Origin of the sequence: Calothrix sp. NIES-2098, from assembly GCF_963875125.1 — a bacterium.
In the GTDB taxonomy this organism is placed as follows: domain Bacteria; phylum Cyanobacteriota; class Cyanobacteriia; order Cyanobacteriales; family Nostocaceae; genus Aulosira.
In genome coordinates this window covers 5707291-5730914 of record NZ_CAWNKJ010000001.1, presented here as the reverse complement: position 1 = coordinate 5730914, position 23624 = coordinate 5707291, and the positions used below count along the sequence as shown (strand labels likewise).

Annotated in this window: 20 protein-coding genes; 12 read left to right on the top strand and 8 right to left on the bottom strand. The window is 42.7% G+C overall.

Annotation, left to right across the window (positions count from 1 at the left end):
• Positions 1-63 precede the first annotated feature (63 nt).
• A complete protein-coding gene (locus tag AACU33_RS24070; protein ID WP_096591241.1) occupies positions 64-813 on the bottom strand; it encodes an SIMPL domain-containing protein in 750 nt (249 codons plus the stop codon).
• 497 nt (positions 814-1310) lie between these two features.
• Between AACU33_RS24070 and AACU33_RS24065 the strand changes: the two genes are divergently transcribed.
• The 4 genes from AACU33_RS24065 (at position 1311) to murI (ending at position 9220) form a co-directional block, all read left to right on the top strand.
• Positions 1311-2789, top strand: coding sequence for a cation:proton antiporter (locus tag AACU33_RS24065; RefSeq protein ID WP_096591239.1), 1479 nt, complete (start codon positions 1311-1313; stop codon positions 2787-2789).
• A 714-nt stretch (positions 2790-3503) separates the two neighbouring features.
• The gene (locus AACU33_RS24060) at positions 3504-5342 is read left to right on the top strand and encodes an N-acetylmuramoyl-L-alanine amidase (RefSeq protein WP_096591237.1); all 1839 of its coding nucleotides are present in this window, start codon (positions 3504-3506) and stop codon (positions 5340-5342) included.
• A 943-nt stretch (positions 5343-6285) separates the two neighbouring features.
• Positions 6286-8208 carry an N-acetylmuramoyl-L-alanine amidase gene (locus AACU33_RS24055; RefSeq protein WP_096591235.1) on the top strand — a complete coding sequence of 641 codons (1923 nt, stop codon included), beginning with the start codon at positions 6286-6288 and terminating at the stop codon, positions 8206-8208.
• Positions 8209-8338: 130 nt separating this feature from the next.
• Complete coding sequence (murI, locus tag AACU33_RS24050; RefSeq protein WP_096591233.1) at positions 8339-9220, top strand: glutamate racemase; 882 nt, start codon at positions 8339-8341, stop codon at positions 9218-9220.
• A 62-nt stretch (positions 9221-9282) separates the two neighbouring features.
• On the opposite strand, the gene AACU33_RS24045 is transcribed toward murI, so the two are convergent.
• Entirely contained in the window at positions 9283-9480 is a 198-nt protein-coding gene (locus tag AACU33_RS24045; RefSeq protein WP_339376516.1) for a hypothetical protein, read from the bottom strand.
• Between the two features lie 1147 nt (positions 9481-10627).
• On the opposite strand from AACU33_RS24045, the gene sds reads away from it, so the two are divergent.
• Entirely contained in the window at positions 10628-11599 is a 972-nt protein-coding gene (gene sds / locus AACU33_RS24040; RefSeq protein ID WP_096591231.1) for a solanesyl diphosphate synthase, read from the top strand.
• A 49-nt stretch (positions 11600-11648) separates the two neighbouring features.
• On the opposite strand, the gene AACU33_RS24035 is transcribed toward sds, so the two are convergent.
• Complete coding sequence (locus AACU33_RS24035; RefSeq protein ID WP_096591229.1) at positions 11649-12122, bottom strand: hypothetical protein; 474 nt, start codon at positions 12120-12122, stop codon at positions 11649-11651.
• Between the two features lie 26 nt (positions 12123-12148).
• On the opposite strand from AACU33_RS24035, the gene AACU33_RS24030 reads away from it, so the two are divergent.
• From AACU33_RS24030 to gmk, 6 genes are all read left to right on the top strand, one after another.
• Positions 12149-12298: a hypothetical protein gene (locus tag AACU33_RS24030; protein WP_339376256.1), complete on the top strand. Its 150-nt coding sequence runs from the start codon at positions 12149-12151 to the stop codon at positions 12296-12298.
• A 30-nt stretch (positions 12299-12328) separates the two neighbouring features.
• Positions 12329-13519 carry a heterocyst differentiation protein HetZ gene (gene hetZ, locus AACU33_RS24025; RefSeq protein WP_096591227.1) on the top strand — a complete coding sequence of 397 codons (1191 nt, stop codon included), beginning with the start codon at positions 12329-12331 and terminating at the stop codon, positions 13517-13519.
• Positions 13512-14492 carry a PatU gene (locus AACU33_RS24020; RefSeq protein WP_096591225.1) on the top strand — a complete coding sequence of 327 codons (981 nt, stop codon included), beginning with the start codon at positions 13512-13514 and terminating at the stop codon, positions 14490-14492. Before hetZ ends, AACU33_RS24020 begins: the two co-directional genes overlap by 8 nt.
• A 322-nt stretch (positions 14493-14814) precedes the next feature.
• The gene (locus AACU33_RS24015; RefSeq protein ID WP_339376255.1) at positions 14815-17175 is read left to right on the top strand and encodes a transglutaminase TgpA family protein; all 2361 of its coding nucleotides are present in this window, start codon (positions 14815-14817) and stop codon (positions 17173-17175) included.
• A gap of 439 nt (positions 17176-17614) precedes the next feature.
• On the top strand, positions 17615-17881 hold the full coding sequence (gene remA, locus AACU33_RS24010) for an extracellular matrix/biofilm regulator RemA (protein WP_086688026.1): 267 nt from the start codon (positions 17615-17617) through the stop codon (positions 17879-17881).
• Between the two features lie 169 nt (positions 17882-18050).
• On the top strand, positions 18051-18650 hold the full coding sequence (gene gmk / locus AACU33_RS24005) for a guanylate kinase (protein WP_096591223.1): 600 nt from the start codon (positions 18051-18053) through the stop codon (positions 18648-18650).
• Positions 18651-18770: 120 nt separating this feature from the next.
• Here the strand turns inward: gmk and AACU33_RS24000 are convergent, their stop codons facing one another.
• From AACU33_RS24000 to AACU33_RS23990, 3 genes are all read right to left on the bottom strand, one after another.
• The gene (locus tag AACU33_RS24000; RefSeq protein ID WP_096591221.1) at positions 18771-19286 is read right to left on the bottom strand and encodes a photosystem I reaction center protein subunit XI; all 516 of its coding nucleotides are present in this window, start codon (positions 19284-19286) and stop codon (positions 18771-18773) included.
• A 269-nt stretch (positions 19287-19555) separates the two neighbouring features.
• A complete protein-coding gene (gene psaJ, locus AACU33_RS23995; RefSeq protein WP_096591219.1) occupies positions 19556-19705 on the bottom strand; it encodes a photosystem I reaction center subunit IX in 150 nt (49 codons plus the stop codon).
• A gap of 38 nt (positions 19706-19743) precedes the next feature.
• Positions 19744-20238, bottom strand: coding sequence for a Photosystem I reaction center subunit III (locus AACU33_RS23990; RefSeq protein WP_096591217.1), 495 nt, complete (start codon positions 20236-20238; stop codon positions 19744-19746).
• A gap of 271 nt (positions 20239-20509) precedes the next feature.
• Here AACU33_RS23990 and tsaD point away from each other — a divergent pair, with 271 nt between their 5' ends.
• Positions 20510-21556 carry a tRNA (adenosine(37)-N6)-threonylcarbamoyltransferase complex transferase subunit TsaD gene (tsaD, locus tag AACU33_RS23985; protein ID WP_096591215.1) on the top strand — a complete coding sequence of 349 codons (1047 nt, stop codon included), beginning with the start codon at positions 20510-20512 and terminating at the stop codon, positions 21554-21556.
• 60 nt (positions 21557-21616) lie between these two features.
• Here tsaD and AACU33_RS23980 read toward each other — a convergent pair whose 3' ends face one another.
• Positions 21617-22552, bottom strand: a complete 936-nt coding sequence (locus AACU33_RS23980) for an alpha/beta fold hydrolase (RefSeq protein ID WP_096591213.1) — start codon at positions 22550-22552, stop codon at positions 21617-21619.
• 111 nt (positions 22553-22663) lie between these two features.
• The gene (locus AACU33_RS23975) at positions 22664-23383 is read right to left on the bottom strand and encodes a hypothetical protein (RefSeq protein ID WP_096591211.1); all 720 of its coding nucleotides are present in this window, start codon (positions 23381-23383) and stop codon (positions 22664-22666) included.
• Positions 23384-23624: the final 241 nt, after the last annotated feature.

Below are 23624 nucleotides of genomic sequence, written 5' to 3'. Positions count from 1 at the left end.
GGTTTGGTCAAAAGTCAAGAGTCCAGAGTCGAATGCTATGGACTCTTGACTCTGGACTCTTGACTAATAGCTAATTTGCAACGTCACTGATGCTTCTACTTGCTGTTCGCCGCCAATAATTGGAGTAGATACATCCGCATTACTCACCTTCATCGCTTCAGCACGCATTAATACAGGGGGTGGTGGCGGCGCACTAGCAGCGTTGACTTGAATATTCACCACTTCTTTAGACTTCAAACCCAAAGCGCTGAAAACAGCTTCTGCTTGAGCTTGGGCGTCTTGGGTGGCTTCTCTCAATGCTTGTTTTTGTGCAGATGCGATCGCTTCATCACTAGCCACAAAACTAATACCATTAATTTGCGTTGCACCAGCTTTCACGGCTTCATCCAACAATGTACCAGCTTTTTCTGTGGCAATCCGAAAACTTACAGTATTACTAGCAGCATACCCAGTAATTCGCTGCACATTATTGGTATAGCTATAAACTGGGTTAAGACGGATACCTGTAGTTTGTAACTTCTCTACATTACGGCTCTTCAGTAAAGCAACCACAGCTGATGACCTGCGAGCTGCTTCTTGCTGTACTTCCTCTGCTGTTTTACCCTGAATTTCTACCCCTAAATTAACAAGAGACAGAGTAGTCGGAATTGTTTCCATACCCCGACCGCTAACTGTCAGTGTATGCGACAACTTTTCTTTTTCTTGGGCCAAGCTTGGCATAGAAAAACTTACACACATGAGCAAAGCTAAAGGTAAACTTTGCCAGAATTTGCCAATACGAAACTGAGAACCTGATAAAGCGGCTCTATCCATAAGATTTGCACTCCTCGGAAAATTATCTACGGTTATTTGTCATCAAGCCGATCTAACAATTCAAATTTAACGGTCAACTTTTAACAGTTAACCGCCATCAAGAGATTTGCACAATTCTCATGAATTGAGTAGATACGATTTGTGTATTTCCACTGTGACACTGCTACAGTTAAAAGCTGGAATGGTTACATTTTTTGAAACTTAAAACAGCAGCCGAAAAATTGAGGAAATTGTTTGATGGTATATTGGCTGCTGAAAACAAAACTCAACAATTATTTCTACCAGAACTGAGAACGAGAGTTTAATCCTTTGTAGTCAGGTCGTGAGACCTTGATAATCTCACGAGAACATACATTTAGCTGATTGCCCATACAAGTGTTGGATTGCTTCGTACTTTCCTGGTGACAAAATCGAACTCAGATTAATTTACCGAAAATCTCCAAAAAGCTCTTTTCGATAAAAGAGTAAAAATAAAGAGAAGGATTTTCACAGAACCAATGCAGTTTTTAGATGCAATGAACTTCTCTTTTCCTCTGTTGGCAAGCACAACAGAAACAGCAGATAGCTCAATGGTAGTAGCAGCGGTGCTACTGAGCTTAGTGGTCATCTACCTCGCTAGCAAAGTTGGTGGGGAGTTATCAAATCGGGTCGGTTTACCGCCTGTTTTAGGCGAACTCGTAGGTGGTGTAATTATTGGCATATCTGTTTTGCATCTTGTGGTGTTTCCAGAAGCTGGTACAGATAGTTCTAGTTCCTTAATTATTTCCTTTCTGCGCAGCACTGCTGGGTTGACTCCCCAAGCCGCTGATGGAGTATTTAACGCACAGTCAGAGGTCATTTCTGTTTTGTCAGAACTGGGTGTGATTATCCTGCTATTTGAAATTGGTTTGGAGTCAAACTTAAAAGACTTAATGGCAGTTGGCATCCAAGCTACTATCGTGGCAATAGTGGGAGTAGCAGCACCCTTTGCGGCAGGTACTATTGGGTTGATGACTTTGTTTGGTATTGGTGCTGTACCTGCAATTTTTGCTGGGGCGGCTTTGACTGCTACTAGTATTGGTATCACTTCTAAGGTACTTTCAGAACTGGGGCGTCTCAATTCTAAAGAAGGGCAGATTATTCTCGGTGCTGCTGTAATTGATGATGTACTGGGAATTATTGTCTTGGCTGTAGTTGCTAGTCTTGCTAAAGATGGTGAGGTAGATGTGACTAAAGTCATTTATCTCATTATCAGTGCCACTGCTTTTCTAGTGGGTGCTATCCTACTGGGTAATGTTTTCAATAAGACTTTTGTTGCGATCGTCGATCGCCTAAAAACACGAGGTGAGTTGGTCATACCAGCATTCATCTTTGCGTTTGTGATGGCATATCTTGCGGCTGTGATTCAGTTGGAAGCAATTCTGGGAGCGTTTGCTGCTGGTTTAGTCTTGGAAGAGACAGATAAGCGCAAAGAACTGCAAAAGCAAGTCATTCCTATTGCTGATATGTTAGTGCCCATTTTCTTTGTAGCTGTGGGCGCAAAAACTGATTTAGGCGTATTGAACCCAGCAATCCCTAGCAATCGGGAAGGTTTAGTTATGGCATCTTTCCTGATTGCCGTAGCGATCGTTGGTAAAGTTATCACAGGCTTAACGGTGTTTGGGCAACCACAAATCAACCGTTTGGCAATTGGTGTGGGGATGATTCCCAGAGGCGAAGTTGGATTAGTATTTGCTGGTGTTGGTGCTGCTAGTGGTGCGCTCTCCAAACCCCTGGGTGCAGCAATTATCATGATGGTAATACTGACAACCTTTTTAGCTCCTCCCTTGTTACGATTTGTCTTTCCCGATACAGATAACGTCTCAACAGACTCAGATCAATTGATTTTAGATGGTGCTTCGGCTCCATCCTTGACAATAGAAACACCTCAATTGCTTGTCTCAAAGTCAAGCGATGCTGGTATTTTGGAATCATCTCCTGATTCTCAGGAAAGTTGAGTGCATATCTTAGGTAAAAACACCCTGTTCATTGCCTCTTGAGGTAGATTAAGACTGAGTTCTGAATCGGAATCATTCAGAACTCAGTCGCTAGTTGCGCAGACACGTAGTGACTTTTCTTCAGATATTGCTATAGGTGTGAGTTACATACCATTCTGTGTCAGTATTCTCCGAGTAACTTCAGGATTTTTCTATGCTCATAGGAAACTTCTCGTGCCAAATCTCCGTCCCCTAAGATTGTCAATTTTGATTTTTTGTTATCCAATTCAGCATTCAAAATGTTCTAGGGTTACAGCTTTTCTGTATTTTCTCATCCTAACTTTAGTCATTGTTCAGCAATTAGGAATTAACTCGCCAGCCTAACCACATCATGTTGATAGTAATTGGAAGTTGATACTTGAGGTAGCGATCGCCCATCTCCAATAAACTTCTGAAAATCAGGTCAATTTTACTGATTGAGATTTACTAGTTAAAGTTAAGTCTGGTTATCCTTTGTCGTCTTTACCTAATGCTTTTCGAATTGAATTTCTCAGCGCTAACTGCATAGAAGAAATGAGATTAAAGTATAAAATTACACTCTATTGTATATGTCGCGATCATAGTTTTAAAGGTCAAGCAGACATTAAAGCTAACTTGAGGTGGTAAAAGTGTGCCCATTTACCAATATGTTGAAATATTGACTACTTCTATGAATGCGAATCAAGAGAAAAAATTGTGACATTACACTGGTTACTACCTGGTACTTTGGGAACTATCTTATTGCTAGCGTCACCAACTTTAGCAGCAAGGCTGGACTCTTGGCGTTTTGATACCAATCAAAACCAGCTAGAAATCAATACCGCAGGTGCTGTACAACCAAAGGCACAACTCATCTTCAACCCCACCCGTTTAGTAATTGATTTGCCACAAACTGTATTTGGTCGTCCACAAGTAACACAACCATTAAGTGGGGCAATTCGTTCGATTCGTGTTGGACAGTTTGATAAAGAGACAACCCGCATAGTTGTCGAACTTACTCCTGGTTATACCCTAGACCCGCAACAGGTCAAATTTATCAGCATCACAGACAGCCGCTGGCTTGTAAAATTACCAAGGCCAGATGTTGATAAAGTAGCAAATTCTACTAATAGTGTTTCTAGTGTATTAAATCTAGACTCTGTCACCAAACCTGAGTTGTCTCAAGGTTTGAACACGACAGACGGAGCAACTCAAATAGAGAACTTACGAGTAACAGGAGATGGGTTTTTCGTTCGTACCAGTGGTGCAAATCCCAAAATCCAGGTGAATCGAACAGAAGATCAAAGAACAGTTAATATTGACATTACAGGTGCGTCTTTATCACCAAAATTAGCGCAACGGGATGTGTTAATTAATCGCTATGGTGTCAATCGCATCCTGTTTAGTCAATTACAAGCACAACCACCAGTGGCGCGGATGACGCTGAAGCTAGACAGCAACAGTCCCGATTGGCGGGCAAGCACTAGCAGTGTGGGTGGATTTGTGGTTCTGCCCAATAGTGGTGGTGTAGTCAGATTACCCGGAAATACCACTCAACTGCCGAGAACATCAACTGACTCGCCAGCGACAATTCAATCTGTCGAACTTGCTGGCAATGGCAGCCAATTGTTGATTCGCGCTGACCAAGCTGTATCTGCAACCAGTGGTTGGGATCGCAGCACGGGTCTGTTCCGAATTACAATTGCCAATGCAAAGTTAGCTCCCAGAGTCAATGGCCCCAGTTTAGATGCGACTAGCCCGATTTTGCGCATCCGCTTACAACCGCAAGAACCAAATTCGGTTGTGGTTTTCGTTCAACCCGCCGCCGGAGTCAGAATTGGTGAACTCAACCAGAATAACCAGTTTTTGACTCTGCAATTACAACGATCTTCTCAAGTCGTTAGGCCTCCTATTGGATTACCACCTCTACCACCACCAAATCGTGGCACATTGCCAGACCCCAACAGTTCTCTACCACCTATATCTCAACCTGGTTCGCGTTCCCCGATTCTTAATGGACGAGCGCTAGTCATAATTGACCCAGGTCACGGTGGCAAAGACCCAGGAGCTATTGGTATTGGTGGAGTACGCGAGAAGGATATTATCCTACCCATTGGCGCAAGAGTGGCAGAGGTTTTGCAGCAAAATGGCGTGCAAGTAATCATGACCAGAAAAGCTGACTATTTCGTCAGCCTGCAAGGACGAGTAGAAATGGCAGAGAAAGCAAATGCTAGCGTATTTGTAAGCATTCATGCCAATTCAGCAGGTGCGGGGCGTCCGGATGTGAGTGGCTTAGAAACGTATTATTACGACAATGGTCTAGGTCTAGCTCGCACTGTTCATAACAGCATTCTGCAAAATTTGAATGTCAGAGACCGAGGAGTAAGGCGAGCCAGGTTTTATGTCCTCAGAAAAAGTTCTATGCCTTCGATTCTTGTAGAAACAGGCTATTTAACTGGTCGAGAGGATGTTGCTAAATTACAAACTTTAATGTATCAAAATCAAATGGCGGAAGCGATCGCTCGCGGTATTCTCCAGTACCTTAAACAAAGATAAGAAAACCACTAGAAAATTTGAGTAGTTAGACTGAATGATGCCAATTGTTATACAACTAATTAGACATTAACTTTAATACCAATATGTAGCACAAATTTTCTCTTTCCTTTTAGTTTTTTTAGAAATCCATCAGCGGCAATTCTCATAACCAAACATGAAAATTATTAACCCTATTGCCTTACGCTACCTTGCGGGAACCTTCTTCTCTTGCAAAGAAGCTAATGCGTAGCTTGTTTTCTCCTAGGGAAGGGAACGGATTTTGCTTTGCATTCCCAAAATCCCTATCCGGTAGGAAGGGCTACGCCCAACGTGAAGTTCTGCAAGACAGCGAACTGTTTCGCCAATTGCTGATAGCGAAAAACTCCAAGACCCTTAGGTTAATCTAACTTGGAGGAACCTCTATCTTACGGGAACGCTGGAGAGCGAATACCTAGCTCCCCAATGCCCCATTTTCAAGACAGTTATGCTGAGTAATCTATAAAAGTCGATTCGCTTTTACAGGCAATTAGTCTCATCTGTACTGCTCGACACACCCATCTATAAATATTTTTCTAAATATTAAAGAGTAGCTGTCGCTAGCCCGAATATACCAGTTTAAATTACTTGGATTTCTACACTTGGTGCATTAATTACTAGCAGTCAAACAGATTAAAATCAATTTTTGGTTGATTGCAATTTCATTAACTAAGATTGATTGAGTCAGTTTAATTATAGTTGTCTTTTTTGGTGTACCCTGATGCTTTGCAGGTTAAAATTCGTAGCGCTAACAGCATGGCAAAATTACAGGTACATGCTAAGATTTTACGCCATTAGCTGTGTCTCGATCCAAGTGCGAAATGCTTTTGCTGCATTAAAGCTAAAGTTTGGGCAGTGACGGTGTGAGGATTTATCAATATTTTGAAAGCTTAACGGCTCCCATGAATGCAAATCAGGAGAATGGATTGTGAAATTACACTGGTTACTACCCGGTACTTTTGGAACTATCTTCATACTGTCGTCGCCAGCTTTTGCAGCGAGACTAGAATCTTGGCGTTTTGATCCTAATCAAAATCGGTTGGAAATTAATACTGCGGGTGCTGTACAACCAAAAGCACAACTCATATTTAACCCCACCCGTTTGGTAATCGATTTACCACAAACCGTATTTGGGCGTCCACAGGTAACGCAATCAGTAGGTGGAGCAATTCGTTCGATTCGTGTTGGGCAATTTGATAAAGAGACAACCCGCATAGTTGTCGAACTTACTCCTGGTTATACCCTAGACCCCCAACAGGTAAAATTTACAGGCATCACTGCCAGCCGTTGGACAGTAAATTTACCGGAGCCAAAAGTCGATCGGGTCGCCACCTTAGCTGATGCTAGTAGACCACAAACAGAAACACCAAGGACAGTAGTCCCTTCTACAACATCTCCGACAGTATTTCCTCCCAGAAGTGTTTATAACGTGGTCAAAACTGACTCTGTTACTCCCATCGATAACCGAACTGCGGTCAACACGACAGACGGAGCAACTCAAATAGAGAACTTACGAGTAACAGGAGATGGGTTTTTCGTTCGTACCAGTGGTGCAAATCCCAAAATCCAGGTGAATCGAACAGAAGATCAAAGAACAGTTAATATTGACATTACAGGTGCGTCTTTATCACCAAAATTAGCGCAACGGGATGTATTAATTAATCGCTATGGTGTCAATCGCATCCTGTTTAGTCAATTACAAGCACAACCACCAGTGGCGCGGATGACGCTGAAGCTAGACAGCAACAGTCCCGATTGGCGGGCAAGCACTAGCAGTGTGGGTGGATTTGTGGTTCTGCCCAATAGTGGTGGTGTAGTCAGATTACCCGGAAATACCACTCAACTGCCGAGAACATCAACTGACTCGCCAGCGACAATTCAATCTGTCGAACTTGCTGGCAATGGCAGCCAATTGTTGATTCGCGCTGACCAAGCTGTATCTGCAACCAGTGGTTGGGATCGCAGCACGGGTCTGTTCCGAATTACAATTGCCAATGCAAAGTTAGCTCCCAGAGTCAATGGCCCCAGTTTAGATGCGACTAGCCCGATTTTGCGCATCCGCTTACAACCGCAAGAACCAAATTCGGTTGTGGTTTTCGTTCAACCCGCCGCCGGAGTACAGATTGGCGAACTTAATCAAGTCGGCAGTCAACTGCTAGCTCTACAATTACAACGCTCTCGTCCAATTACATCCCCTAGAATACCCCCTGTGGGTTTACCCCCACTGCCACCAACTCAAGGACAATTGCCAGATCCCACAGATAATCCTCGGACTATACCGCAGCCATTACCACGTCCCACAGTTCCCAGAGGAAAATTACTAGTAGTGATTGACCCCGGACATGGTGGTAAAGACTCTGGCGCGCCAGGCTTAGGCGGACTGCTAGAAAAGGATGTGGTTTTGCCTATTGGGATGCAAATCGCCAGGATTTTAGAGAAAAATGGCGTACAAGCAGTACTAACAAGAGATGCTGACTTTTTCGTAGAACTTCAAGGACGGGTAGATATAGCCGAGCGAGTTAATGCAACTTTGTTTGTCAGCGTTCACGCGAATTCGATTGATAACCGTTCTGATGTCAACGGGCTAGAAGTATATTATTACGACAGTGGTCGCGATTTTGCTGACGTGGTTCGCAATACTATTCTCAACAGTATCAGTACTATCAAAGATAGGGGAACACGCAAAGCCCGATTTTACGTCCTCAGGAAAAGTTCTATGCCTTCCATTCTGGTGGAAACAGGCTATATGACGGGTCGGGAAGACAATCCCAGATTGGCAAGCCGAGAATACCAGAATCGCATGGCAGAAGCGATCGCTAATGGAATTCTCAAATACTTACGAAGAAGGTAAAAATGTAGTAAAAATTACTAGTTAAAGAGGTGATATTTAGACTTCTTTTACATACAGGATTTATGAGTCTTAGCAAGTTGGCTACTAAATCCTGTATCTTAATTCAAAAAACCTCAACCAATATCAGCCCGTGTATTCATCTTCCATCTTTGAAGGCAATCTTTATAATTTTTCCGAGCAAGAACCTCAACGTGCGCCCATTGGCATTTTTGATAGTGGCGTCGGCGGTCTAACGGTACTGCGACAAGTTTATCGGCAACTTCCTAACGAATCAGTTATTTATTTTGGTGATACAGCTCGATTGCCTTATGGCATTCGTTCGCAAGCAGAGATATTGCAATTTGTGCGCGAAATTCTTACCTGGATGCAGCAGCAGCAGGTAAAAATGGTAATTATGGCTTGTAATACAAGTTCTGCTTTAGCCCTAGAAATAGTACGAGAAGAATTCAACCTACCTATTCTCGGTGTTATCCTTCCAGGCGCTAGGGCCGCAGTACAGCTTGGCAAGCGGATTGGTGTAATTGCTACCCCAGCAACTGCTAAAAGTAATGCTTATAAGCAAGCAATACTAGAGATTGACCCTAATGTTCAAGTCTGGCAAGTTGGTTGTCCAGAATTTGTACCGCTAATTGAACAAAACCGCATACACGACCCCTACACTACTGAAGTAGCACGTTCTTATTTAGAGCCGTTAATCAAGCAGGAAATTGATACTTTAGTTTACGGCTGTACCCATTATCCCCACCTCGCACCCGTGTTGCGATCGCTCCTTCCCTCCCATGTCAAGCTAGTCGATCCAGCAGTGAATGTCGTAGCAGCTTGTGCCCAAGATTTAGACTTACTAGGTTTAAAGAATACCCATCCCCCACTACCTACTCGCTTTGCTGTTAGTGGCTGCGCGCAACAATTTGCCCAATCGGGATTGCAGTGGTTAGGCTACACCCCACTAGTTGAGGAGGTTTGCTTTACTGATGCTTCAAAATCTCGCCTCCAACAAGACTTTGTTGGGTAATTGGCGATGAACTCAAAAGTCCAAAATCCAAAGTCAAGAGTCAATAAACTCTTGACTATTGACTATTGACTATTAACAACTTCAGTCACATTCGATGCTACTGATAACTCTTCTTGGTGTTTTCCCTGAGTTGCCAAAGATATATCTCTAGCATCAGTGTTTTTTCCAGTTCGCTTTGCCAATGCTAGTAGTAGGTAAACTGTGAACAAATATCCAGAAGCTAAAATAAAAATCATCATAGGCATATTTCCGTAAATCATTGTTCTACCAGCACCTTTATCTAAACGAATATGCAATTCAATAACCTAAGCAAAACCTCAACCACACAAGTTAGTTCTTGATGGCTATAGTTTGCTATGCTAGAGTACGCCGTAGAGAACAATTCTCCACGGTCAACGGATTTATCATTTAAATTAATTTTTCGCAGACCATACATTGCAGAGCAGCTAAATTGCCAAATGGCAACTTTTAACTGCGCTCCTCAGCAGTCTACCTAGTCCGCGTTATTGCTGCGTACGCTAATTCATTGGAGTAACGCCAACGCTCAATGTAAGATAAAAACGAGCTTTTCCCCTTAAGGGCAGCGTCTAGCTCCAAATAACAGGTTCGCAGGTCGCAGCTATCAAATCAGGGATTACTCCCATAAAATAACTGCAACAAGATTATTTACTCACAACTCTTAAAAGTAAAATTACTTACAGGTAAATTTACTTTTGAGAGTGAATATCTGAAAAATTTAAAATCCCTAGATCTTAGCGTAACACAACGTTCCTGACTTTTAAGCCTACTTCATAGCTAAATTTTAAATTTTCTCAATCAGTTCACCAAGCTAGAAAAAACTCCTCTAACCTGGGAAATACTTAGTGCTAGTTTTTTCTTCTTGCTGATAGAGATATCTTTCTATATTTAGTAATACAAATGACAGATTTATTTTATTACTATAAATAAATTTTTTATTAAAAGACTATCATAATATGGGCAAAAGATAAATTGCTTACTTAGATATAGCAGTCTTAAGGATAACCATTGCCATATCTTAAGTATAATTACTTAAGTAAATACTTTGAAGTGATTTTAAAATTATCGATAACAGATGTCATTAGTCTGGAAAGTTACGGGATTATAAATTCTACCTTAAAAGGAAAATTTTATAGAGTTGAAAGATTTTTCAGTATTCTACAATACATTTTTTTAATTAAGGAAGTTATTTTAGTATGGCATAACCAAACAGAATCTTACTCAAAATACTTTAAAAGCCTAAAACAGCAGGTTTTTGAATTCTGAAGAGGGTACAGCCTTTAGAAATTGAGGGATTCCCGGATTAAAACTTTGCGCAGGCACAGGGTTATCTTAAAATGAGTATAGGATATGTAAACTTTCGTAACCTAAGCCAGAGTCCGCCCATCCATGACCCCAGCCACCTCCCTGTTTACCCCTGTGGAAGCAGACCTGCGAATACTAGCAGATAATCTCAAACAGCTAGTTGGAAATCGCCACCCCATACTTTATGCAGCAGCCGAACATCTATTTGGAGCTGGGGGAAAGCGTATTAGACCAGCTATCGTCCTGCTGATAGCGCGAGCAACAATGCTAAATCAAGACATTACATCCCGTCACCGACGTTTAGCGGAGATCGCAGAAATGATCCACACAGCTAGCTTGGTGCATGACGATGTGGTGGACGAATCCCAAATGCGACGCGGTGTTCCTACTGTTCATAGCTTATTTGGCAACCGCATTGCCGTGTTGGCAGGAGATTTTCTTTTCGCTCAATCTTCCTGGTATTTAGCAAATTTAGACAATTTGGAAGTTGTAAAACTGCTATCAGAAGTGATTATGGATTTGGCGGCTGGAGAAATCCAGCAGGGACTAAATCGATTTGATACTAACATCACGATAGAGACTTACCTCAACAAGAGCTATTACAAAACTGCCTCATTAATTGCCAATAGTTCTAAAGCAGCAGGGTTACTTAGCGAAGTATCCCCAGAAAATGCCGACCATTTATATAACTATGGACGCCATCTAGGTCTAGCGTTCCAGATTGTGGATGATATTTTAGATTTCACCAGTTCAACTGATACATTAGGCAAACCTGTAGGGTCAGATCTGAAAAGTGGCAACCTTACAGCACCAGTTTTATTCGCTTTAAAGGAAAAACCATATCTAGAAGTACTAATTGAGCGAGAGTTTGCTCAATCAGGAGATTTAGAACAAGCACTAGGGTTGATTCAAGAAAGCCAAGGAATACAAAAGGCAAGAGAATTAGCCGCTTACCATGCTAAGGTAGCAACCGAGCATATTGCAGTTCTCTCACCCTCAGAATCGCGTCAAGCTTTAATTAATATGGCTGACTATGTACTGAGTCGGCTGTATTAAGCAATTTTAGATTTTGGATTTTGAATTGAATCCAAAATCTAAAATGGTTTTATGCAATATCGGGTGGTACTCGTTTTCGGGTATTGCTGGGTTGTAGTTTTTGTTGAATCTGGTTTTGTAGGTCAGTTCGTCGCACCTCGACTGTATTATTAGTCATACCAGGAGTCTCAAAAAACACTATACTATCTACGGGTTCTAATGCCAGCAGTTGGAACAAAATGTGAGTTACAGGAATGGCTGTAGCTATTACTTGAGAATCCAGCCCAGCAGATGAAGTAACTGTGGCATCCTTTAAGGTAGGAAAAGCGTAAACTACCCGCTTTTCTAATTGTGGATTTGCTCGGTTGCTCAATGTAGTTAAAACCCACTCTGACTCCAAGCTTTGGAGAATATAATACTGGGGGTAACGTAACTGATGAGCGATCGCCTTGAGCGCAGGGGCAATTGCTGCAACAAGTTGTGGTGTTATACCATCGTGGGGTGCATCATCAATCAACAATTGAATTTGTGCTTCTAAATCCATAATGACTTGTCAACGGCTCCTGGGTAATGGCCATAAAATCAAAGCAAAGTGTAAATAATCCCACTGTGATTGGGAATAATAAATTAAGCCAAATCCTCAATGCAGGATTGGTCTTGTGTTTAGCTTATAAGCAAAATCATCAAGCCAACACCCACGGTCGTACAGGTTGTGTTTAAGTATGTTAGGGTCTTTTAAAAACAGAGACTATGAATTCAGCCGCAACCGCAACTATTCAGGGAGAGAATTCTATCGGCGTGGAGGTGATATTTCAACTCCTATTTAAGGAGCTTCAGCAGTCAACCAAAGCTTCGGAACAGAATTGCCATGATGTGGCAACACGAATCGCCTCCGAAGTCTACCGAATTTGCAACGAAAGTAAACGTATCCAAGCTTCCGGTGCTATAGAAAACTCAGCAATGACCTTAGCCCGCCATAGGCTGCAACAGTGCCTGAGGTATTATCAGCTGGGTTCAAATCGAGGCAGGGTAGAATTACATAGCACTTTGAGTGCGATTATCTATCGTTACATTAATCCTCCTCAGAAGCAATTGAGTTATCAAGGGCGGCTGACTATCATTGAAGATTTCCTCCAGAGCTTTTATCTGGAGGCCTTGAACGCTTTCCGGCGGGAAAACCAAATGGGTAGTGCCTATCGCCCTCAGACACTACTAGAATTGGCTGAATATATGGCATTTACCGAACGTTATGGTAAGCGACGTATACCCTTACCAGGGCGTCAGCAACAGCTAATTATTCTCCGAGCGCAAACTTTCTCTCAACAGCAACCTCCAGAAACCAGTGTAGATATCGAACAAGCGGCAGAAGGTAGTGCCAACGAAGCCGATGGTTCCTGGGAAGAGCCAGCAGTACAACAATTGCGTTCGGCAATGGCAACGCAAGCAGAACCAGAGCCAGAAGAAGACACGTTGCGCTCTGTCGTCATTACAGAGTTATTGGATTATTTGGAACAACGACAACAAAATGACTGTGCCGATTACTTTAGTCTCCGCCTTCAAGATCTATCCGCACAGGAAATAGAGTCAATTTTAGGTTTAACCCCTCGACAGAGAGATTACTTACAGCAGCGTTTTAAATATCATTTAATTCGGTTTGCCTTGTTGCATCGTTGGGAATTAGTTCACGAATGGTTAGAAGCTTCCTTACCAACGAATTTAGGTCTAACTCCCCAACAGTGGCAAACATATACAGCGGAGTTAGACGAGAAACAGCGGTCTTTACTGAATATGAAACAACAAGGGCAACCCGATGAAAAAATCGCGAAAACTCTAGGTTTGTCTATGGCACAATTGCAAAAACGGTGGTTTAAGATTCTTGAACAAGCTTGGGAAATTCGTAACTCTTTAGTGTCCGGATCGGGTGCATCTACTCATGAATAGTGACTCAGAATCCTTACATTACCAGTTACTTAGTTGGGTGTTGGCAGACGATGTCATCACCTCTAAGTCGTCTTCGGTAGATAGTGAGGAAATTGACGGGGTGGAAAACCCTCTCAAGCAAGCTCTCACATCAACAAGTGGCGAGCCAGAGTCGGGAGGGACGCCCCAAACCTTTCAACTGGGAGAAATTCCTACTGTGCAAGAACGTTTCCAAGCCGTCATTAAACGTCGGTTACAAATCCAAATCCAAAACCACCCGCCTTTATTCCCCTGGGAAACTCAGTTAATAGACTATCCCGATTATGCGGACGAAGCATCTATAGAATTAGTTCCAGCCTGGGGATGGGTGGCACAACAGTCAAAGCTTAATTTACCTGTTACTCTGCCGGAAAGCATTTTCCGTCAATTGCTACACAAGTGTCAAGTGTTGCTGACATCTTCCCTACCTTTAGGGGCCAAATTAGTTCAGGCAGTCGAGGAGTTGTTTCCTAACGATAGCCAAACGCTCAACGATATAGCTGGATTAGTACTGAGAAGTACTTATCGGTCTGTAGATGCTCTGGAGACCATGCCCAATATTCAGAGCGATTACTCAGATTTAAAACAACGTCAACAAATAGCGTTATCGTTGTTAGCTGCTAAACAACTGTTAGAAAACTTGACGCTACCACTTTCCGCAACCAATCCCATAGTCGAAAGAGAATGGTTAACTAGTGCAGGTGTTCTCAGCCTAAAAGTAGAATACCAGTCTCAGGGACAGATAGGAAAGCTACGGGTCGAGGGTAAGTTACCTACCCAAGGAGTTTTCACGCTCAAAGGAAAGGATACCCAGGCAGTAGGACGGTCAGCAAGTTCGGGAAGCTTAAGTGTAGAATTACACTGTCAGCAACTCAACCAGATTTATACTTTAGAAGTTGATTTTCCAGAAATAGACCAACAGCCGCTGTTGTTTGTCATTAATCCCATAACATAGGCAAAATCGCACGGCTAGCACCCTACTTTGATAAATGCCAATAGATAATTAATGATTTCCTGGTTTTGAAACTTATCTTTTTTTCACAAGCGGTATTGAGGGAGCCTACACAAGCATACTATTGATTGGTAGAACCTAGCACAAGACAAGTAGATTCCCGTAGGCGCATTTTCAGTTTGTTACCACGTTACTTAGGGAATTCCCCTTCGCTAAAGGCGTTTCCATAGAGTAGGGTAGGGTAGCAGCTGGAGGCTGGGTAGTTGGTTTTCACCCCCAGTATTGTGTCTTTAGCGTCTACATCATCGCTTTGCTCGTACTTTAAATGTTTAACTTATCCAGGATTAATCAGTTTTGGCGTCTACCTGTAGGACATGACTACTGGCGGCAAAACAAGCAGGGGCCGCCTTTAATGGAAGTGGAAGATTCAATTTCCTTACGGGTGCTAGTGCTAGCGTTGGTAATGACAGGAATTGTGGCGACCGATATTGCTGCTGAGACTCAATTTAGTCTCTGGGCTATTCCGGCAAGTGTGATGGGTGCAATTTGGAGTAACCGCAGTCGCCGCAATCCTAATATTACAGTCAAGTTTTGCATCGCCATAGGAATGTTAGTAGCACTAGGTGCTTTCTTTGGGCGGTTGTTAGGGGAATTAAATGATACCCGACTGAGTTTGGCAGAGTTATTGATTCAACTTCAAATACTCCACAGCTTTGATATGCCCCGCCGTAAGGACTTGGGCTATTCAATTGTCATTGGGTTAATCTTACTAGGTGTGGCGGCAACGCTGAGTCAAACATTAGCATTTGCGCCTGTGCTGCTGTTATTTCTAGCGATCGCTTTGCCAACTCTAGTCCTAGATTATCGCTCAAGACTCGGCTTAGAGAAGTTAAACTTGAAAAAGCAAAAGGTAAAAGAGAAAAAATGGTCTTCTCTTTTACCTTTTTATTTTTTACTGTTCGCGTTAATTCTCGGATTGGGACTGGGGATTTTTGCCGTTTTACCAAGGTTCCCTGGTTATCAATTACGTACTTTTCCTGTCAGTTCTAACATTGCAGTCAAAAATAATTTTACGGGACGGAGCATCATCAATCCTGGTTATGTCCGCCAAGGTAATGGCAAAAATCAAGGTCGTGGTGGCAACGGCGATGGTCAAGCTAAAGATGGCAAACCAGGAAATCTAGATAATAATTTTTATTACGGTTTTAATAGCCAAATTAACCAAAACCTACGGGGAGCAATGAAACCCAAGGTGGTGATGCGAGTGCGATCGCAAGCCGAGGGTTTTTGGCGAGTCCTAGGATTCGATCGCTATACAGGTAAGGGATGGGAAGTATCTCGCAATGATGATGTTCTGACTTTAAAGCGATCGCCTTGGTCATCCCAAATTTTCCTCGCCTCACCTGCGATTAGCGGCAAAACCCAGCAGGTAGTACAAACTTACACTGTAGTGGCAGATTTACCAAATCTGATTCCAGCACTGACTTATCCCAAGGAAATTTACTTTCCCACATCAGTAATCGCTGTCGATCGGGAAAATGGCTTGCGATCGCCTGTGGAATTATCAGAAGGTCTCACCTATACAGTAATTTCTGAAGTCCCATACCGCGATCGCACTGTATTAGGACAAGCTTCTACTAAATATCCCAAGCCGATTCAGAAACATTATCTGCAAATTCCGCCAGAGATTGAACAAAAGGTTAGGCAACGCACCGAAGAAATTCTCGCCAACTACAATCGCGAACGGGTAGGAAAATCAACTAAAACACTCGATTCACCCTACGAAAAGGCCTTGTACCTAGCCCAATACCTGAAGCAAAACTACTCTATTCCCGAAAATCCTTTTGATTTGCCTTATTTAGGTGAAAAAGAAGACTTAGTAGAAGCTTTCTTATTTAAGTACAAAGGCGGCTATCCAGATCATTTCTCTACAGTACTGACAGTGATGCTGCGTTCCATCGGTATTCCAGCACGGTTAGTAGCAGGATTCAGTCCGGGAGAGTTTAATCCCTTCACAGGTATGTATGTTGTGCGTAACACCGACGCCTACGCCATGACGGAAGTTTACATTCCTAAATATGGCTGGTTTGCCTTCGACCCAATTCCCAATCATCCTCTCATACCCCCATCAATAGAAGATGTTCAGACTTTTAGCGTTCTGCGCCAATTTTGGCAATGGGTAGCAGGATGGATACCTTCTCCAATCCGGGGTTGGCTTGATTATGTGTTTAGCATCATATTTAGCTGGCTGACTAGAGCGAGCGCTTGGTTTTTTGCGTTATTTTCACAAGGTTGGCTAGGTGTATTGACTGGCTTAATCTTGACCACTACAACAGCTTTCTTCTGTTGGTTAGGTTGGGAACAATGGCGCGAGTGGCTGAACCGTCGATGGTTGAAAAAATTGTCGCCAATGGAAAGCCTTTATCAACAAATGCTGCAATGGGCAGACCAAAAAGGCTTAGGCAAGCATCCAGCACAAACACCTCTAGAGTATGCCAAAGTTGCATACCAGCATCATTCAACAGCAAATGCTCAAGTGATAGATGAAATTTGTCAAGCCTATGTGGGCTGGCGTTATGGTGGTCACACTCCTAACTTGCAGCAACTGAGACAACGATGGCAAGAATTGAAAACGACAACTGCGGCGCAAAATTCAAAATTCAAATTTCGTTTTGGAAGGTTCTGATGGGAGGAAATATGCAATTACACTTGCCGCAAAATTTAAAAATCTGAGGAATTAAACTTCTAGGTATATAAAATTTAAGTGTAAGGGACTTGGAATTCATCTCTTACACTTTTTTTATTTTTGCTGTTTTACACATACTTATTTAAAAATGATTGCGATAGTGGATTCACCACCCTAGTAAACAGAAAGTGATTTTCAATCTAAAATCTAAAGTTTATGTATTATCAATAGTGTCTACGTATATCTTGTATTAGATGAATCTGCATATGTCTTAAGGAATATTTTCAGTAAAATCCGTTAAGAAATCGCTAAAAAAAGCAATTATTGTTTAAACACTAAAGCTGGCGTTTATTTAAGCGTTGTAACTCCAATTTTTTAGGGATAACATGGAAATAATTATGTACTGGCTACTCATACCAAGTTTGGCATCAGTTTATTTATGGAAATTCAGTTAATCAATATAGGTTTTGGCAACATCGTATCTGCCAACCGAGTAGTTGCCATTGTTAGTCCAGAGTCTGCACCAATTAAGCGGATCATTACTGATGCGCGGGACAGAGGTCAACTGATTGACGCAACCTACGGTCGTCGTACTAGGGCTGTAATTATCACCGATTCCAGCCACGTCATTCTGTCTGCGATTCAGCCAGAAACTGTTGCAAATCGTTTCGTAATTTCTCGCGAGCATCAAGTTGTAGATAATTAAGTAGCGATGGGTTAATAGCCCTACCCTATTTGCACCTTATCAGCAGTACCATGTGAATTAGACAACTATTATGTCACCCGTGTTGCAAATTCCTTAGTCAAGAGTTACACAGCTAACAAATAGTAGACTAAAGAATCTATGTCTCTCGATTAATTCACAGGTTTAGCGGATGATGCAAGTTCTACCCATCCAGAGTGGTGCTACTACTACAGAATGCCCGCCTTCCGGTCGGCTAATTGTTTTAACGGGTCCCAGTGGGGTTGGCAAAGGCACTTTATTGCGTGCATTGTTACAACGTCATCCGGAACTGTATTACTCCGTGTCTATGACCACACGTTCTCCTCGCCCAGGAGAAATTAACGGCAAAAATTATTACTTTGTAAGCCGTAGCAAGTTTGAACAATTGGTTGCTCAAGGCGAATTTTTAGAGTGGGCAGAATTTGCTGGTAATTATTACGGCACACCGCGTGAAACTGTGCTGAACCAAGTTGGGTCTGGAAAATTGGTTGTACTAGAAATTGAGTTGGAGGGGGCAAGACAAATTCGCACTTCTTTCCCTAGTGCGCATAGCATTTTTATCTTGCCACCTTCCTTCGATGAATTAGAAAAACGCATACGCGGTCGCGCACAGGATGCTGAAGAAGCGATCGCCCGTCGTCTGCTCTGCGCCCAAGAAGAGGTGAAAGCAGCAGATGAATTTGACGTTCAAATCGTTAATGACGATTTTGAAACCGCTTTAAAAGCTCTAGAAGCAGATTTATTTGGGTAATTTGTAACCTTCAATACCAAGCTTAATTGTTTCTCAGGCAAACAAAAAATGGACGCATATAAAGACCTAAGCTTTATTATGTGTCCATTTTTTAGCAATTAATTGCCGTTGACGATCTACTTAACCAACTAAGCCTTGAATGATTGCCAAATTGATAGTTAAAAAGTAAGCAACTACTGCGCCACCAATACCACCAATTAAGAAAGCACTGGCAAAGTTGTTCCAGCCTTCATTGGTAGTAAAAGCATCGGGAGGATTTGCAGTCACGCTGCTTAGTGCTTTAGGAGGATTGCTGTGAGCATACAAGGATAGAGCAGCGGTAAGAAGTACAACCAAGCCGATAGCTCCTAGTAATCCAGCCAAGTTAGCATTAGCTGTATCGCGCAGGGGGCCTAATTTAGCAAATGGGCCAAATAGCCAGTAACCATGAGCCATACCAATTTCTAGCCCACGTCTAAAAGGAGTTAGACCGGGACGATAAGCGGGCAAATTATTAATGAACCACTTCACCAAGGGAGAAGAATTAATTGGTGTTTCTAGGTTGCCTATCTGAGGATCGCGCTTGGCGGGAAAAACAACCTCACGATTTCTAGGATCGCTGGGAAGATTTTTGGATGCATCTACTGCTTGCGCCATATTTTATGTTCGCCTCTAAATTAGAATTGTGGCATTTTCTATTAATAATAATTGTAGCTAAAGGTGCTTTTTGTCAGCGAAGTTTAGAAAAATTAATTTTGCTAATTTAAAAAAAGAAACTCGTACTCCGTAAAGAGAATACGAGTTTCTAATAATTATTTGTACTGCCTATTTGAGCTATATTTTCACCTAGCTATGGTGAAAAATATAACTACATAAAAAATTAGACAGAAGACAAAAATTCAGCTTGTGAGAATATAGTCTTCTACTTATGGCAGTGGGTGGAAAAGTAGGTCAGGGAAAAAGCGGTTAAATTCAATCAAAATCCCTGCTGTGATTGTCAACCAGAGGGTGGCTGCTACAGGTGCAGTGGAAATAAACTTAATCAAATAGGATGATGAGTCGCCTTTATCTGCCATAAAATTAGCCTCCAAAACCAGTGAATGAGTTCAGATGATTAGCGTGGGGAAATGGGAATTTCTGTATCCTTAGCCGTTAATTGACCTGAAAGTAATTCTTGGATAGCAGCAGCAGGCCAAGCAAAGCCTGTGGCCATAATTGGTAATGCCAAACCGAGATCGATTTGGATTTCCTTTTGTTCGGCGTCAGATCCCTTTTTGATGGCTTGTAGATAGGAACGACCTACCCAACCAATCCAACCAGTAATGTAAAGGAAAAGAATGCTGGGAATTAAGAAGTCACCTGCACGATCTAGGCGACCATCAACAATTAAATGGGGATAGCCTTCAGGGCCGCAAAGCGCTTGAGAATAACGCTCAAACCGCTTTTTCCCAGATTGGGGATCGGCAGTGGTATTACGGGCATTTTTTGCTAGCTCTTGAAAAGCGGGAGTGTCTGCGCATGGTGCAAGATTAGCCCCCAGCGCTTTTGCGGGTGGGGCAAAATTGAACCAAAGACAAATCGCTAAAATCAAAGCAAACAATCGTCGCATGGAGTTGTTTCCTTTTATTACAAAACAAAAAGTTTTTTGTACAAAACGAAGCGGCTTGTACAGTCTTTATTTACATAACTAGCAAGTCATCATACTCTTGCCTGGGAACCGAGTAAAGTTTAAGTAAATAAAAGTTAAAGCTTCTCAACCAAGTTCCTATCGAGTTTTGAGTTCTGAGTGCCCAGTGCTGCATAAAATTTCGTAATATTTGAGAAAATTCCCGACCTAGAATCAGAACTCAAGACCGATTACTCATTACTCTCCTATAGCAATGGCAACCGTTTTAGCAATCGAAACTAGCTGTGATGAGACTGCTGTGGCAATTGTTAACAATCGTCAAGTTTGTAGCAGTATCATAGCTTCGCAAATCTCGATCCATCAGCAGTATGGTGGGGTAGTACCAGAAGTAGCATCCCGTCAACACTTAGAAACAATCAATTGGGCGATCGCCCAAGCCTTTGAGCAAAGCCAAATGAATTGGGAGCAAATTGACGGCATTGCAGCAACTTGTGCCCCTGGATTGGTAGGAGCGCTGTTGGTAGGGTTAACTGCTGCCAAAACCTTAGCAATGATTCAAAGAAAGCCATTTTTGGGAGTGCATCATCTCGAAGGGCACATTTATGCAACTTACTTGAGCGAGCCAAGTTTAGATCCCCCTTTTCTTAGCTTACTCGTTTCGGGCGGACATACAAGCTTGATTTACGTCAAAGATTGTGGTATGTACGAAACCTTAGGTGAAACCCGTGATGATGCGGCAGGAGAAGCTTTTGATAAAATAGCGCGACTGTTAAAGTTGGGTTATCCGGGCGGGCCAGTCATCGATCGCTTGGCACAAACAGGCGATCCTCAAGCCTTTGCTTTGCCAGAAGGGAAAGTCTCTTTACCAGGTGGAGGATATCATCGCTATGACGGCAGTTTTAGCGGCTTAAAGACAGCCGTACTGCGGTTAGTACAACAGCTAGAAAAAAATCACACTGAAATTCCCATAGCAGATGTAGCAGCTAGCTTTCAAGAAACAGTAGCGCGATCCCTGACAAAAAGAGCGATCGCCTGTGCCCTTGATTATGGCCTCAATACAATTGCTGTGGGTGGAGGTGTCGCAGCTAACAGTGGACTCAGAAAGCACTTACAAGCAGCAGCCGCCGAACATAACTTACGTGTCCTCTTTCCCCCTCTAAAATTTTGTACCGATAATGCCGCCATGATTGCCTGTGCCGCAGCCGATCATCTTTCGCGAGGGCACACATCTCCTTTAACCCTAGGCGTCGAATCTAGGTTATCGCTTGCTCAGGTAATGAAGTTGTATCAATCGAGTTAATAGACAATTGTCATTTGTCATTTGTGCTTTATCGATAAATATTGCTTATTTGACCCTTGACTATTGACTATTGATTATTGACTCTTCTTCAATATTAACTATTGACCGGATATGGCTAGCAACTGCATCCGGCTGCTCTAACATTGCTAAGTGTCCACAATCAGGAATTTCAATGACATTGTCGCCAGAGTATTGAAAAAGTCGATGAAAGCTGGCTAAGTGGCGCACATACTTGGGTTCCATCACCTTATCGTGGCTACCTGTTAAAAAATAAACTGGCTGTTTCAGTTGCGATACTAGTTGAGGTAAGCGGTTGATTTCTTCTTCAGTTGTAGAGTCTAAGAGAGTTCCCAAAGCCGCTTCTGGATCGGCCACGACAAAATCGATCACTCGTTGACGCGCCCAATAACGTTCCAAGGGACGTGCCACACTATTTCTGGTAAAGAGTAAATCAATTAAAGGTATTTGTGATAACCAGCGAGGGCGGACTTGTAAAAATCGCTGACCCGCCGAACGGAACTGCTCAAAGGCTTCTTTGAGATAGATGCCACCACCAGCATTAATACAAATCACTCCTTGAACGAGATCGGGCATTTGGGCTGCTGCCCAAAGAGCGATCGTGCCACCTAGAGAATGACCAATCAACCAAACACTGGTAACATGCAGCTGTTGCAGAAGGACTGCTAAATCCTGAGCATAGGCAGATGGGGTATACGTAGAATCGAAAGGTGAGTCAACTCCACTATTGAAATTGCGAGCATGAGTGACAGAAACTTCTGCCTGACTCAACTCAGTATCTGGCTGGGACTGGGACTCACCAAAACCTCGTAAATCATAAGAAAGGCATTGTAAATCTTCTGACAGTCGGGAAATTACAGGCTGCCAGTAACCACGGCTATTTAGCCAACCGTGAATAAAAACTAAAGTATGGGGGCAAGATGTGGGAGCAGTTAGCTCGTATGCGTGGGGAACGCCCAAGATTTCTATGGTTGCCATACTTAATATCGTACCTTTAAGGGCGGGTGCGATTAAATATGGAATGCACAAGGATTAAGGCTAAAGGCGGAAAAATTTTCTCCTTCATAAATTCACGATCGATAGTTCACGTCATTTACCTAGTAACCTCTGTCGCACACCTTCAGCAATTTTGTGACCCAAATATTCAGGAATCAGACTTTCATTCGGCCCGAGTAAATACAGAATCAGCCGTGTACGTCCTCGCCAAACTAGTAAGTTGGCATTAACTACTAGTAGGTCTTCCTGCCAGATAGCGTACATTACTTTGTAGAATAATCCGGGTTGATTATCAGCTTCAATAACTAAAGCCGGAAGATGAAAGACTGGATCGACATAAAACTCTGTCTGTACTTGCTCTAAGCCAGTATCGAGGTTAAATTCTACAGCCAGCATTTCTTCTACCTCAAACCGCCCGCCTAGAGCCTCACGAATTGCCCTACAGACATTATCTGCGGTTTTCTCGGTCAAGGCTTTACTACCACGAGATACTAGCAGTTTGATAAAAACTAACATCGGTGGTCGGATTTGACCGTACAGACTTAAACCGTGAATAGTCAGCCCGTAAGCAGCCAGCACACCAAAAATATCGCTGAGGAGAAAAGACTGGTTACGGTAAGCAAAATGCAGGGCGCTTTTGCTACCTTCCGGTTTCAGCTCGATAACAGCACGTCTAGTTTTATAAAGACGGTAGGCTAGTCGTAAATTTTGCAGTTGAATTTCACTGCTAACAAACTGTTCATAAAACTGGGGAAACGCTCGGTTAAAGCGCTTTAGGAGTTCCAGAGTCGAAGATTTTAAACCAGAAGCCATCTTGGGGGTAAGACTCGCGAGATTTGCCACCAGGGGACTGGGGACTAGGGACTAGGGACTGGGAACAGAGAAGATTGGGAAACTCTACAAAGAAAGTTGCTTGCTGGGAAGCATCAGTCTTTGTGTGTCGCGCACTAAAATATTTCCACACACTTTTTTGTTTTTCCTATCTAAAGATAGAGGCTGGCGACAAATTATTTCCCAATAATCTCCAGCATACTGTTGGTCAATTAGCAGAGGG

Bases quoted from the DNA above. Each gene is read 5' to 3' on its own strand.
- AACU33_RS24030 (WP_339376256.1), top strand. From the start codon at position 12,149: ATGGCCATAAAATCAAAGCAAAGTGTAAATAATCCCACTGTGATTGGG.
- AACU33_RS24015 (WP_339376255.1), top strand. From the start codon at position 14,815: ATGTTTAACTTATCCAGGATTAATCAGTTTTGGCGTCTACCTGTAGGA.
- AACU33_RS23980 (WP_096591213.1), bottom strand. From the start codon at position 22,552: ATGGCAACCATAGAAATCTTGGGCGTTCCCCACGCATACGAGCTAACT.
- AACU33_RS24065 (WP_096591239.1), top strand. From the start codon at position 1,311: ATGCAGTTTTTAGATGCAATGAACTTCTCTTTTCCTCTGTTGGCAAGC.
- remA (WP_086688026.1), top strand. From the start codon at position 17,615: ATGGAAATTCAGTTAATCAATATAGGTTTTGGCAACATCGTATCTGCC.
- AACU33_RS24035 (WP_096591229.1), bottom strand. From the start codon at position 12,122: ATGGATTTAGAAGCACAAATTCAATTGTTGATTGATGATGCACCCCAC.
- AACU33_RS24070 (WP_096591241.1), bottom strand. From the start codon at position 813: ATGGATAGAGCCGCTTTATCAGGTTCTCAGTTTCGTATTGGCAAATTC.
- AACU33_RS23975 (WP_096591211.1), bottom strand. From the start codon at position 23,383: ATGGCTTCTGGTTTAAAATCTTCGACTCTGGAACTCCTAAAGCGCTTT.
- AACU33_RS23990 (WP_096591217.1), bottom strand. From the start codon at position 20,238: ATGCGACGATTGTTTGCTTTGATTTTAGCGATTTGTCTTTGGTTCAAT.
- AACU33_RS24045 (WP_339376516.1), bottom strand. From the start codon at position 9,480: ATGATTTACGGAAATATGCCTATGATGATTTTTATTTTAGCTTCTGGA.
- AACU33_RS24000 (WP_096591221.1), bottom strand. From the start codon at position 19,286: ATGGCGCAAGCAGTAGATGCATCCAAAAATCTTCCCAGCGATCCTAGA.
- sds (WP_096591231.1), top strand. From the start codon at position 10,628: ATGACCCCAGCCACCTCCCTGTTTACCCCTGTGGAAGCAGACCTGCGA.
- gmk (WP_096591223.1), top strand. From the start codon at position 18,051: ATGATGCAAGTTCTACCCATCCAGAGTGGTGCTACTACTACAGAATGC.
- AACU33_RS24020 (WP_096591225.1), top strand. From the start codon at position 13,512: ATGAATAGTGACTCAGAATCCTTACATTACCAGTTACTTAGTTGGGTG.
- hetZ (WP_096591227.1), top strand. From the start codon at position 12,329: ATGAATTCAGCCGCAACCGCAACTATTCAGGGAGAGAATTCTATCGGC.
- psaJ (WP_096591219.1), bottom strand. From the start codon at position 19,705: ATGGCAGATAAAGGCGACTCATCATCCTATTTGATTAAGTTTATTTCC.
- tsaD (WP_096591215.1), top strand. From the start codon at position 20,510: ATGGCAACCGTTTTAGCAATCGAAACTAGCTGTGATGAGACTGCTGTG.